Source organism: Mucilaginibacter segetis, assembly GCF_016522075.1.
Classification (GTDB): Bacteria; Bacteroidota; Bacteroidia; order Sphingobacteriales; family Sphingobacteriaceae; genus Mucilaginibacter; species Mucilaginibacter segetis.
In genome coordinates, this window is sequence record NZ_JAEHFW010000002.1 from 47,601 (window position 1) to 60,542 (window position 12,942).

10 protein-coding genes are annotated in these 12,942 nt (G+C 40.6%); 2 read left to right on the plus strand and 8 right to left on the minus strand.

Features of this window, described 5'->3' with window-relative positions:
- Positions 1-20: 20 nt before the first annotated feature.
- Positions 21-1,145: a sensor protein KdpD gene (locus tag I5M19_RS09910; RefSeq protein ID WP_200066178.1), complete on the plus strand. Its 1,125-nt coding sequence runs from the start codon at positions 21-23 to the stop codon at positions 1,143-1,145.
- Positions 1,146-1,156: 11 nt separating this feature from the next.
- Positions 1,157-2,902: a sensor histidine kinase gene (locus I5M19_RS09915; RefSeq protein ID WP_200066179.1), complete on the plus strand. Its 1,746-nt coding sequence runs from the start codon at positions 1,157-1,159 to the stop codon at positions 2,900-2,902.
- 429 nt (positions 2,903-3,331) lie between these two features.
- Here the strand turns inward: I5M19_RS09915 and I5M19_RS09920 are convergent, their stop codons facing one another.
- The 8 genes from I5M19_RS09920 to I5M19_RS09955 all read right to left on the minus strand — a co-directional run bounded on the left by I5M19_RS09920 (position 3,332) and on the right by I5M19_RS09955 (position 12,941).
- Positions 3,332-4,618, minus strand: coding sequence for a sensor histidine kinase (locus tag I5M19_RS09920; protein ID WP_200066180.1), 1,287 nt, complete (start codon positions 4,616-4,618; stop codon positions 3,332-3,334).
- Positions 4,602-5,975, minus strand: a complete 1,374-nt coding sequence (locus I5M19_RS09925) for a sigma-54-dependent transcriptional regulator (protein WP_200066181.1) — start codon at positions 5,973-5,975, stop codon at positions 4,602-4,604. The genes I5M19_RS09920 and I5M19_RS09925 overlap by 17 nt, the downstream gene beginning before the upstream one ends.
- A gap of 16 nt (positions 5,976-5,991) precedes the next feature.
- Positions 5,992-7,173 (minus strand): ABC transporter permease, encoded by a 1,182-nt coding sequence (locus I5M19_RS09930; RefSeq protein ID WP_200066182.1) that lies wholly within the window; start codon positions 7,171-7,173, stop codon positions 5,992-5,994.
- 26 nt (positions 7,174-7,199) lie between these two features.
- Positions 7,200-8,429: an ABC transporter permease gene (locus tag I5M19_RS09935; RefSeq protein ID WP_200066183.1), complete on the minus strand. Its 1,230-nt coding sequence runs from the start codon at positions 8,427-8,429 to the stop codon at positions 7,200-7,202.
- A gap of 24 nt (positions 8,430-8,453) precedes the next feature.
- Positions 8,454-9,119, minus strand: a complete 666-nt coding sequence (locus I5M19_RS09940) for an ABC transporter ATP-binding protein (RefSeq protein ID WP_200066184.1) — start codon at positions 9,117-9,119, stop codon at positions 8,454-8,456.
- Between the two features lie 58 nt (positions 9,120-9,177).
- Positions 9,178-10,638, minus strand: a complete 1,461-nt coding sequence (locus I5M19_RS09945) for a TolC family protein (RefSeq protein WP_200066185.1) — start codon at positions 10,636-10,638, stop codon at positions 9,178-9,180.
- Positions 10,639-10,645: 7 nt separating this feature from the next.
- Positions 10,646-11,890, minus strand: coding sequence for an efflux RND transporter periplasmic adaptor subunit (locus I5M19_RS09950; protein WP_200066186.1), 1,245 nt, complete (start codon positions 11,888-11,890; stop codon positions 10,646-10,648).
- 565 nt (positions 11,891-12,455) lie between these two features.
- Positions 12,456-12,941 carry a hypothetical protein gene (locus I5M19_RS09955; protein ID WP_200066187.1) on the minus strand — a complete coding sequence of 162 codons (486 nt, stop codon included), beginning with the start codon at positions 12,939-12,941 and terminating at the stop codon, positions 12,456-12,458.
- Between the last annotated feature and the right edge of the window lies 1 nt (position 12,942).

Genomic DNA, 12,942 nt, shown 5'->3' on the forward strand with positions numbered 1-12,942 from the left:
CTTTTGTACCTAACTTACTTATGGAAGACACCAGGAAATCGGCGGAAGAATTTCTCGATCTGATAAAAAAATCAAGACGGGGTAAATTCAAAATATACATTGGTATGAGTGCCGGTGTGGGTAAAACTTTCCGGATGCTCCAGGAAGCGCATGCTCTCTTAAAAAATGGTATTGACGTAAAAGTTGGCTATATTGAAACGCACAACCGGAAAGACACGCAAGCAATGGTAAGTGGTTTGCCTGTTATACCGAGGAGAAAATTGTTTTACAAAGGAAGAGAGCTGGACGAACTGGATCTGCAGGCCGTGATTAATCTACGACCCGAAGTAGTTATTATTGATGAACTTGCACATACTAACATAGAGGGGAGCAAAAACAACAAGCGCTGGCAGGATGTAATGGATATTCTGGATGCAGGGATTAATGTGGTGAGTGCAGTAAACATACAGCACATTGAAAGTCTGAATAAAGATATAAAAGAGATTACAGGTGTCGATGTGAAAGAACGCATCCCTGACAGTGTTCTTGCACAAGCCGATGAAGTAGTAAATATTGATCTTACGGCTGATGAACTCATTGCCAGGTTAAAGGAAGGAAAGATATATGAGCCCGCGAAGATTGAAACGGCCTTAAAACACTTTTTTAAAAGTGAACATATCCTCCAATTGCGGGAAATGGCGCTAAAAGAGGTTGCCTCGCAAGTAGTACGTAAAGTAGAAGCTGAAGTTACCTCGGTAAGGCCCGCAAAACGGGAACGTTTTTTAGCCTGTATCAGTTCAAACGAAATAACGGCCAAAACAGTGATCCGCAAGACGGCAAGGCTTGCTAACTACTACAACAGCAAATGGTATGTGATGTATGTACAGACGCCAAAAGAAGCCCCGGACAGAATTGCCCTGGATAAACAACGGTATCTTATTAATAATTTAAAATTAGCTACGGAACTTGGCGCAGAAATCATCAAAATAAAAAGCAGCAATGTATCAAAAGCGATCATTGCTCAATGTGAGGAACGAAGAGTAACGACGATTTGTGTCGGAAAACCTCATTTAAACTTAGTACGCATCATTTTGGCAACCAATGTATTTAATGAGTTGCTGAAAAAACTGTCTACCAATAATATTGACCTGGTTATATTAAGCTAAGACCCAAAGCAATGAAAATAAAAACTAAACTGGTACTGGGCGTTGGCGTGTTATTTATAATGATCGCCCTGCTTACAGTTTTAAGTGCGATTCATATTAACAAGTTATCTGTTGATACAAAAAACATACTGGCAGATAATTACAAGACCATTGATTACAGCCGCCGGATGTTAAACGCGCTGAATAACGGTTTTTCGGCCCCGGAAGCGCGTAAGGAATTCCTAATGAATTTAAAGAAACAGCAAGCAAATATTACCGAGGTAGGTGAAAAGGAACTGACGCGCAAAATGACCATCGATGCCGGACATTTGCTGCAGCTCCCGGCTGATACTTCATTGCAAAAAAGGGTCCACCGGGACATTGCCGATATCATGCTGCTAAATATGCAGGCTATACAACGAAAAAGTGAGGTGGCAACAAACACGGCCGACAGGGCTATTTTATGGATTGCTGTTACGGGAACCATTTGCTTTCTGTTTGCATTCGGACTTTTGGTAAACCTGCCTTCAAATATTGCTAACCCTATCAAAACCCTTACAGAGAGTATTAAGCAGATTGCAGCAAAAAATTATTCACAACGTGTGCATTTCAAGAGCCGTAGCGAATTTGGCGAGCTCGCCCGGTCATTTAACACCATGGCTCAAAAACTGGAAGAATACAGCAACAGCAATTTGGCCAAGATCATGATGGAGAAACGCCGGATTGAAGCGCTGATCGAAAACATGAGTGATGCGGTGATTGGAATAGATGAGCAGCAACAAGTGCTGTTTATGAATGATATGGCGCTTAAAATTACCAACCTGGATAAAGAAAGTATACTCGGGACCTCCATTCAAGCGATTGCCAATCAGAATGACTTGGTAAAAACATTGGTTCAGGATTTGAAACAAGAACATCATAAAAAAGTAAAATCCTTTCCTGTAAAAATATACGCTAACGATAAGGAAAGCTATTTTGAAAAAGAGATAATCCCGATTAAAATTACTCCGACGGGTGAGCGTGAAGAAAGACATGTAGGTGATGTCATCCTATTGCAAAACATTACTCCATATAAAGAACTGGAATTTGCCAAGACCAATTTTATCGCTACTATTTCTCACGAATTAAAAACGCCTATTTCGTCGATAAAAATGAGTTTGCAGTTGCTGGAAAACAAACAGATAGGCGAATTGAACACCGAACAGAAGAGCTTACTGGAAAGCATTAACGAAGATATCGCGAGGTTATTGAAAATAACCGGCGAGCTGCTTAATATGGCCCAGGTGGAGAGTGGTGCCATTCAAATCAGCGTAGTTCCGTCAGCGGTTAAAACAATTGTAGCCTACGCAGTGAATGCTACCAAAGCTGCTGCCGAACAAAAGCAGATCAGGTTCGAAATCAACATGGAGGATAGTTTACCTGATGTACTTGCGGACAGCGAGAAAACAGCCTGGGTGCTTACCAATTTATTGTCTAACGCTATCCGCTATTCCTATGAGCATTCGATTATTTATATCAATGTAACCGAGAAAAAACAGCAAATCAAATTCGCGGTAACGGATACAGGTCAAGGTATTTCGCCACAGTATATCGATAAGGTTTTTGACAGATATTTCCGCATCCCCGGCACTAAAAAAGAAGGGACAGGTTTAGGGCTCAGCATCAGTAAGGAGTTTATTGAGGTACAAGGCGGACAAATTTCAGTAGAAAGTGAATTTGGCGCGGGCACAACTTTTGAATTTTCGCTAAACGCAATTAAACGATTAAAAATGTCTTAATCCTTAAACCTATAACTTTACGATCAAATAAAGGATCGTTTTAACTTTCGAAACCCATTACTGGGGATAGATTCGATTGAATTAATGTATGCCGAAAAACAAATTATTACCCTGTTTTGTCAACTTTCCCCAGCCATCTTTCGCTTTCGTTTTCTCAGGTTAGTGTAGCCAGGATGCCCAAATCACGCAAAAACTCTGTAGACATAGGGGTATCCTCACCATTCACCGGGAAAAGATTTTCCAAGGCTTTTGTCTCTTTTTTCAATTTAATTATCTTTTTATCAGGGAGATACAACGAGGCGTCGCTAATTCAGTAAAACAGGTTAGGATCCTTAGATATACCATATCAAACATTTTGGGATGCTCTTCATAACCTTTACTGGCCGGTTGGCTTGGACAACAGAACCTATTTACTTTGGTCCGCATAAGTTATGCGATGTTAATAGAAAATACCGTTCTGCCACCCACCATTTTTAAAGAAAATTCAAAACCATGACCGAGCAATATTTCACGAACCAGAGTGAGGCCTATTCCCTGTCCGTCTTTCTTTGTACTAAAAAAGGGTGAAAATAATTGCTCACTTTCTTCTTCTGTAATGCCTTTGCCGTCATCTGTTATAGTTAACAGCCTGGCTTTTTCATTAATAGCAAACGCCACAATACCATTATCTGTAATTGCTTCTATAGCATTTTTTACAATGTTAATCAACACCTGTTCCATTTGCTGTGCATCAGCATGAATAATAAATGGTTTGGCAGGCGGATCAAATAACATCTGTACGGATCTCTCTTTAGCTTTAAGTGTCATTAGTTCCTTTACAGCGCCAATTAATAGCTGTAGGTTAACGGGCTTTTTATTGGCAGGCGGAAGTTTTACCAGATCGGCAAAGTTGCGCATGAAATGATTGAGGCTCTGATTGCGGTAAAAGGCTACCTGCAAGGCATTGTTTAGTTGGCCTGTCCAAAGTTCTTTTGTGTTTAGTGCCGACTGCAATATTGAATTAACCGGGCCAACAGTATTGTTCACTTCATGTGCCATCATTCTAATCACTTTGCCGTAAGCGTTCTTTTCTGCCATCAGTATTTCGGTAGTTAATTCCTCTATCATGATAAATCCACGCCGGAACCCCCTATCTACAAAATCGGATTTTTGCAGCTTGTATGTATTAATCCCGTCGGGTTTTACGGTGATTGTGTCGCCGGCCTTTAATTTTGCAGCTTGCACAAGTAGTGGCGTCCGAATAGTATGGATGTTTTGGCCCTTTATGTCATTTTCTTTATGACCAAGAATAAGTGCCGCTTTGGGATTCAGCTGCTGGAGATTGTTATCATGATCTAATATAACTATACCGGTTGGTGAAGTATAAATGAGCTTTTCTAAAAAAAAATGCTGCTCTTCCTGTCGGGTGCGTTCTTTTCTTAGTTCTTCTATCATCTGGTTATAAACGCTGATCAGTTCATCTACCTCGTGCTTACCTGTAGTCAGAAACTTTACATTAAAGTCCTGATCTTTTATGGCCTCTATACCCTGCAAAAGCAATTTTATCGGCCTGATCAACTGCCGATAAAGCTGAACAGCTAAAACCACGGATATAATGACAAAAACCTCGGATATGATAAAATAAACTCTGTGTTTATCAAAAATAAAAAAAGACAACGCTATCACAAGCAGATGCAGTATAGCAACAAAAAGGATGTATTTAGTCCTCAGCTTCATCGTAGGGGATGTCAAATTTATCTAACCGGCGGTAAAGTGCGCTGCGGGTTAATCCCAAAGTTATTGCCGCTTTGCTCACGCGGTTCTTATGAAAAATCATTGCCCGTTTTATCATTTCAATTTCCATCTCTTCGAGGGTAATAGTGCCTACGCCGGGCCATTGAAGATTTCCGGCCTTTTGAGGGGACAACTCCAGCTGCTGTTGAAAATCATCAACTTCCAGCACATTTCGTTTACTTACCAGTATGGAACGTTCCACCAAATTTTTTAATTGGCGTATATTTCCGGGCAAAGGCAGTTGTTGCAGCCATTTCATGGCGCTTTTTGTTACCGTGAGCTCCGGGCGGTTATAGATCTGCTTAAGATTATTGATGAAAAACTCCACTAAGAGCGGAATATCCTTCGGCCGGTCGCGTAGGGCTGGTAAAGTTACAGTGATCAGGTTAATACGATATAAAAGATCTTCTCGAAATGTTCCTGCATTTACCATTGAAGACAGATTTTTATTGGTAGCACACACCACCCTAACATCAACAGTTTTGGTGCGGCTGCTGCCCAAAACCTCGTAAGATCTATCTTGCAACACACGCAACAACTTCACCTGACTGCTGCCGTCCAGATCGCCTATCTCATCTAAAAAAATAGTTCCTTTATTAGCAAGTTCAAAGCGCCCGGCCCTGTCAAACCTGGCATCGGTAAATGCTCCCCTAATGTGACCAAACATTTCGCTTTCAAAAAGCGACGTAGAAATACCACCTAAATTCACCTTTATGAATGGTTTATTGCGGCGCAAACTATTTTGATGCACCGCTTCAGCTATTAACTCCTTACCTGTACCACTTTCGCCCATAATTAATATGGAAGCATCAGTACCCGCAACACGGCCAATAGTATCCAAAATTTGCAGCATCTGAGGATCTTCGCCAATAATATGCTGAAAATTATATTCTTTATCCAGTTGCTTCCTTGTACGATCAACAACCGTTTTTTTCCTTAAATCAAGTAACGTTGTTACCGATTGCAGCAAATGTCCGTTATCCCAGGGTTTATTGATAAAATCGCTCGCACCAAGCTTCATTCCCTGTACGGCAAGGGCTATACTCCCCCAACCGGTTATTAATATCACAGGGATTTTAGCATCGGTTTTTTTAATGCTATTCAAAAGTTTCATACCCTCTTCGCCCGTGGTGCCGATAGAAAAATTCAGGTCGAGAATGATGAGATCAGGCCGGTTTTCAGTAATAATCCGGAGTGCTTCTTCAGGTTGGGAGGCACCCGTCACTTCATACCGCTCACTCTTTAATAAAAGCTGCAATGAGGTGCGTACCGCAATGTCATCATCAATCACCAATATCATACTTCAAAGCTAATTTTTATTCTTCATGTAAAGCAACTGCCGGATAAATTGCAGCAGCTTGTTTTCCCGGATAAAGCGAACAAATCAACACCAGTAAGTAAATAAATACCACTGCAAACAGCATGGCAAATAAATACACACTTGCGGGCAGATCAAACACATTAAGTAAAGGAAACTGGACAGCGAAAAATGCCCCAATAATCAGCGACAGGGTGGCTAATATCATGGCCTCGTAAACCAATTGTGCCGACACAGAGCTACCTGGTGCACCAACTGCCCTGCGTAGTCCGATTTCGCCCCGTCTTTTGTTAATGTTATACCAAAGTACACCAAATATACCCAAAGCTACATTAATGATCAGGAAAGCTGCTACAATAGATAGGATGATAAGTGGTACAAGCGTAAATTTGTTATAAGCCGTAAGTTTATTGTCCAAATGTTCTATTTCAATATTGGATTTTTTCAACCTGCCTGCCATTAGCTTATATAGTTGGCCTTCAAAAGCAGCATTGGCTTCGGGCGCAACTTTTACCAGTATTCTACCCATCCATATATAGGCAGCCGTATCTTGCTTATTGTAAAGCCCATAGGTAGGCGCCTGGTAATCACCGTCCGTTTTGATGTCGTCAATTACGCCGATAACTTTTTTTCTGTTTTCGGGTTTATCACCAATGAATTTTCCTACGGCATCTGTGTTGCCAAAAAGTTTATCTTTAAGGGATTTGTTAATAACAATAATATTTGTTTTAGATGCCAAATCACCTTTATCGTACCAACGGCCGGAGAGCATTTTTACACCCATAACATTTACGTAATTTTCATCCATAAAGAAATTATTAACTCTATCCACATAAAGTCCGTTAGTAGTAATACCCGTAGACATGTGGTTGCTACCAAACGGAATATTGCTGCTTGCGTAACCTGCATCTACCACTAATGGCAGCGATTGAATATCGCGCAACAAGGTTTGATAAACTAAGGTAACTGAATCGGGGTTTTTGGTTTCCAACGTATGGTTATAGCTTATCGCCCAAACATGATCATAATTAAAACCCATTGGCTTGGCATAATTATTATAAGAGTTAAGTGCGAAGCTGAATACTGCGAAAATGACCAGGAAGGAAAGCAATATCTCCACAATAAGCAGGGAATTTTGCTTCTTTTTATTCCAGATCATTTTAAATAGATGCTTGAACATAGTATTTTAATTTAAAGTGATAATTATTAGGCTTTTAACGCATTAACGATGTTGAGTTTTGACATACGCCAGGCCGGATAAACGCCCGAAAACAATCCAAAAAAGATGCAGGTAAATAGCGCATAAGCCAGAACAGTAAAATTTAAGCTGAGATCTAAATTCGCAATAAATTCGGCATCGTTAATAAAATACATTACGATCACCGATAATACCACGCCTATTATGCCACCCAGCAACGTCAGGATAAGGTTCTCTACAAGGAACTGATACACCAATGTTTTTGATGATGCTCCAAATGCTTTTCGTACACCTATTTCTGACGAACGCTCCATAATACGGGTAATGTTTACATTTATCAGGTTAAGAGTAGGCAGCAGCATTACAAATAAAGCAAATATGGTTATTGCACCGAATGCAATAGCTACCCCCGAACTGTTTTCATTACCGGTGCGTACATATCCTTCCAGATAAGAATCCGCATGGCTGTTAATATGGTCCCATTCTTTTCCCGGTATAGGTAGTTTTGCAACAATGTCTGCATACTCTTTTTTCATTTTACTTACATCACCGGTATTTTTTGCCAGTATGATAGCTCCATAGTTGCCCATGTATCCCTTATCGGCATCCAGTTTGGTCTTAGATGTGGTTACAGGCAAATAGATATCTGAGTACAATAAATAAGAAGTAATAGGAAGGCTTTTTACTACCCCGCATACGCGGTATTTAACATTGTCGGCCTCAATGTATTTTCCTACGGCAGGCGAATCATCATTGCCGAAGTACGCTTTCTTCATATCTTCAGATATTACTGTAACACGGTCGGCATTATCGATTTGCTGCCTGCTGATTGGTTTACCTTCAATAAAATCAAAGTCAAGCACATCCCAAAAATCGGCATTAGTGTATTTATAATTGATTACGATCTTGCGGTTATTTACATAAGTATTTGTGGAGCTATATCCCGATGAAATTGCCACCTTAACAGGAGTTCTCATTTTGGTAACGTAATGATGCAAAAAGTAATAACTCAATCCGCTGGAGTTCATGGATTCCTTTCCGCGCAGTTCTATATGGCTGATGTAAAGCGAACGATCGCGCTTTTTATCCGGATAATCATCATTTACAACCTTATCAATAAAAGCAGTGAGTACCATTAATATGGTAAGTGTAAAGCTGATACCAAACAAACTGATAAAGGTGAAAAACTTCCTTCGCCGTAATACTGCTATAGCTATTTTAAAGTAATTTTTTAGCATGATTATATGTTTTAGGCTGATAAATTACTGAACCTGAGACCCATCGAACAACCTTACCAAACGATGCGTTTTTTGGGCCATAAACTCATCATGCGTAACCATTACAATGGTTGTGCCGTCATCGCGGTTAAGCTGCAGCAAAATGTCCATTATCTCGTTACCCATGGCGCTATCCAGGTTGCCGGTGGGTTCATCAGCAAGGATGACTTCGGGCTTGCCAACTATTGCCCTGGCAATAGCCACACGCTGGCGCTGACCGCCGGATAGTTGTGTTGGGAAATGCTTCATCCGGTTACTGAGGCCCACCTTCTCCAATGCGGCAGTTGCTAACGTTTTGCGTTCTTTAGCAGTACTGTTACGATAAAGCAAGGGTACCTCAACATTATCTAAAACAGGCAAATCGTTGATTAGATGGTAACTCTGAAATATAAACCCCAGCTTTTGGTTACGAAATTTTGCCAATTCCTTGTCGGAAAAACTTATGGTGCTTTGCCCGTCGATGTTAATTGTACCGCCAGACGGGACATCCAGCAGGCCCATAATATTCAGCAGTGTGCTTTTACCGCAGCCGGAAGGCCCCATAACCGACAGGAACTCCCCCTTTTCTATATCAAGGTTGATGCTGTTTAACGCTAATGTTTGTATGGTGTTGGTACGGTACACCTTTTCAATGTTTTGTAATCGTATCATAATAATGAGTTTGGATTTTTTTTATTATTCGTTTTCATTTTGCTTATAGTGTGTGGTATTATTTATAACTTATTTTTTTATTTTTTTCAAAGTCGTACAGGCTTAAATATCTCAGTTGATAATAGGCCCCCCAAAAATCTCTGAGGGCGGCAACGTAATCACGCTTAGCCTGGTCGTTTTCCTGAAAAGCAATACTCAGGTCGGTAATACTTAAATCACCAAGCACATAACGATCGCGGGCAATTTTATACTTTTCTGAAGCAATGCTGTCTGCCTGCGCTGTAAATACCAGTTGATCTTTCATCATATTGAATAAAGTAACTTGCGTAACTATCTGCTGTTTAAATGTCTGTTTATCCTGCTCAACAGCATATTCAATAAACTGCTGATCAGCCTGCGCCGTTTTAACACGTGATTTTGAGCGCCCCCAATCTAATACCGGGATGGTAAACTGCAATTGTAATAGTTGCTGGTTTTGCGGTGAACGGTAAATGTCGGGTATGTTTCTGGCTGTATTCGAATAGCCGATATTAGCCGTAAGCGTAGCAACCAAACCGCTCTGCCCTTTTGCTTTAGCAACGTCCCGTTTGGCTTCTGCAATGCGGCGCATAAATCCAATGGCGTCGCTCCGGTTTTCAAAAGCCTCTTCCAGTACTTTATCCGCAGAAACGTTCATGTCGATGCTTGCTTCCGGCAATTCAAGTGCTATCTTATCTTCCCCTTCCGCGCCTATGTAAGTACGCAGGTTAAGGGTTGCAATTTCCATATCGCGTTTAGCGGTGCCAACGGCTTTCTGAGCGTTTAATCTTTCTAACTGTAACTGTAGTATCTCATTCTTGGATATTTTCCCCAGCTCGAACTTCACATTTGCGATCTTCAGGATATTTTCAGTATTTGTAAAATTTGTTTCAGCAATCTGCAGGTTTACCTGGGCTAACAGCAAGTCAAAAAAATATCCGGTCACCGTAATTGATATCTGCTCCTGCGATTCTATATATGCCTGTTTGCTCTCGTTGAATTTTAAAGGCTCAATCGTTTTATCCCACTTTAACTGATTAAACTGAAACAAGGGCTGACTATAGCCCAATGCATAAGGCACCCCATTATAAAGGTTATTATGCCGGTCAAAATCATGAAACCGCTGCATAGAACTGGTGCCGTAAATGGTACCGCCGGTAGCTGTGATACTTTGACTAAAATCAAGTTGCAATGACGAATTATCGTTATTTACCGCTCTAAAGACAATTGTGCCGTCTGGCTGTAGTACCGGCTGTGTAGTTTTACTATAACCTGGTAAAATACCATTTAATGATAATTGCGGCTGATAATTAGATTTAAATGTACGCCATTGCCAGTATTTGGTTTCACGGACGGTAGCAGCCTGTTTAGCAGCTATAGAATTGTTTTTGGCCATCTCAACAACCTGCCGGAGGCTTAATCTAACTGTATCGCTGCGGTTATTAGCTGCAAATACCCTTGTTCCTGTTGCAAATATGATGATGAGGTATAAATATTTCATAGCATCATTATTTTATCGTAAGCTCTTTGGCATTCTTATACTCGCTCATATCTGATGTGATAACCACATCACCAGGTTTTAGGCCATCTTTTATCTCTACAAAATCAAAGTTGCTTAAGCCGATTTGCACAGCCCTGCGTTTTGCCTTATCGCCATTTACGACGAATATATTCTGGTTTGCAGCCCCTTTAAATGCTGCGCCATTAGTAACACGCAGGGTATTGCTGTGCACAGCCGTAATCAGGTAAACATCCACTTTCATATTGGGACGAAGCTGCTTATTGTTGCGTTCTTCAAGCTGCACATCAAAATTTACTATACTATTTTGCACGGACGGATATACATTAACCACACTCCCTTTTAACTGCATGTCATTTATGCGCACTAACACTGGCATACCATTATGCAGCTGATCCAAGTAAGTATCACTAATGCTGCCCATCACTTTAAAACTCCCCAGATCAGCAATACGTGCAAGAGCATCGCCTTCGTGAACCGTGGCGCCAATATTTTTATTTACATAAGTAACTACACCGCTACGGGTAGCTACAATATCAGCCAGTTGCAGCTTGCGGTGAAGTTCATCCAGATCGTTTTGCTGGATCGCTAAAGCTATCTCGGCTTCTTTTATTTCGATCTGCATGGTTTGCTGCTTGCTTTTTATCTCATTTTCCAACTGTTTTTTCTCCAGTTGCGCTACTTTCAGGTTAAGTTCTGCTTGTTCAATATCTTCACGGGTTCCTCCACCGGCTTTAAAAAGTCGCTTGGCGTTTTCCACAGCATCGGCCAGACTGGCAATGCGAAGTTGTTTAATGTCGTTATTTGATTGAATATCAAAGAATGTTTTGCTAAGGTCGAGTTTGAGCTTGCTTATTTCGTTTCGCTTGCTTTGCAGTTGAAAATTGTTCTTTTCAAATTCCGCCTGTGCCGCAGATTTATCCAGGGCCAGAATAGATTGCCCATGCCTTACCGCATTACCGGCATCCATCACTACGCTTTTTATAGATGCATTGATAGGGCTGGTCAATATTTCCTCAAATTCCGGCAATACCTCACCCGAGGCATTCAAGGTATTTTCCACGCTGCCTATGCTTACTACAGCCGTAGTGATATCGCTTTTTTTAATACTACTTTTCAAGATGGTGCGCACAAGCCAAATTGCACCACCCAGCAAAAGTACTGCAACAATGCCTGTAATGATCCCTTTCTTCTTCTTTTGGGTTCTAACTTCCTGTTCTATTACTTGGTCCATTTATGATGTTATGACCAACTTCATTTACAAGATAAGTACCAAATTTAACAACCTATTATTCAAGTACTTAAGTAAAATAAATATTAAAAAGTGATCGATATCGGACAAAGTTTTTCGATAGTGGGATAATTGTGTGTATGGGATGCTGAGAATAATTTAATAAACCCATCCCGCTCCGGGAACGCCTCCAAAGACACGACTAAATTTGGGGCGTTTTTGAAAGATTTGATTAATGATATAAGTAAATCGAGCATTTTTAGGCCTATAATGACTGGCGGACGTGGACATCGAATCATCGAACCGCTTTAACAAGTGAGCTTTACTCTTGTATCTACTTGATTAACAGTAAGATAAAGTAATAAAAGAAGGGCAAGCGACCAATTTTTCGTGCTTGCCCATTCTGGCTCCCCAGAATGGCCTCGAACCCCAATCAAATAGCAGTAAAGATTTGCAAATCCTGAACCAAACGGTTCGAGTTTAGTCCTATTGGGGCTACCTGAAAATGAGGCCTTTAGATTAACTTCTAAGGGCCTTTGTTTTTTCTGGTCATATTAGCATAAAATTTTTACTTCTTATAACCAGCCTTCGCTTTATTCGCCTTTTGGTGTTGCTGAATATAAAAACTATTGGTTGTTATTCTGATCGAATCACGCTCGACGGCAACTTCCTGTAACGAGTTTTCGTCGATATAAAACTTGGTTATATCAGTTATCTTTTCACCGTCTGCAATCGTCGGATAATGGTTAAAGTCAATTTTTCGTTTCTCAAAGAAATCTTTGAGCGGCAAAAGATTGGCATCGCTTTTTAACTTGACCAGCAACACGCTCTTTTCAGGAATATCACCGAAGCGTTGCTTTATTTGATCAACATCCAATACATCCATCTTTTCGATTTGAAAAGAGCTCATGATGATATGATGCGCCTTGATATCGGATTTGCCGTCTCGGCTTTTTATTACCCAAAGCACACTGTCATCTTGTTTAGATAATTGCGCAGCAGCAAATAATGGCACTAATGACATCCACAAAAATATTCGAAACGATAATTTCATA

Bases quoted from the DNA above. Each gene is read 5' to 3' on its own strand.
- I5M19_RS09950 (WP_200066186.1), bottom strand. From the start codon at position 11,890: ATGGACCAAGTAATAGAACAGGAAGTTAGAACCCAAAAGAAGAAGAAA.
- I5M19_RS09920 (WP_200066180.1), bottom strand. From the start codon at position 4,618: ATGAAGCTGAGGACTAAATACATCCTTTTTGTTGCTATACTGCATCTG.
- I5M19_RS09925 (WP_200066181.1), bottom strand. From the start codon at position 5,975: ATGATATTGGTGATTGATGATGACATTGCGGTACGCACCTCATTGCAG.
- I5M19_RS09910 (WP_200066178.1), top strand. From the start codon at position 21: ATGGAAGACACCAGGAAATCGGCGGAAGAATTTCTCGATCTGATAAAA.
- I5M19_RS09935 (WP_200066183.1), bottom strand. From the start codon at position 8,429: ATGCTAAAAAATTACTTTAAAATAGCTATAGCAGTATTACGGCGAAGG.
- I5M19_RS09915 (WP_200066179.1), top strand. From the start codon at position 1,157: ATGAAAATAAAAACTAAACTGGTACTGGGCGTTGGCGTGTTATTTATA.
- I5M19_RS09955 (WP_200066187.1), bottom strand. From the start codon at position 12,941: ATGAAATTATCGTTTCGAATATTTTTGTGGATGTCATTAGTGCCATTA.
- I5M19_RS09945 (WP_200066185.1), bottom strand. From the start codon at position 10,638: ATGAAATATTTATACCTCATCATCATATTTGCAACAGGAACAAGGGTA.
- I5M19_RS09940 (WP_200066184.1), bottom strand. From the start codon at position 9,119: ATGATACGATTACAAAACATTGAAAAGGTGTACCGTACCAACACCATA.
- I5M19_RS09930 (WP_200066182.1), bottom strand. From the start codon at position 7,173: ATGTTCAAGCATCTATTTAAAATGATCTGGAATAAAAAGAAGCAAAAT.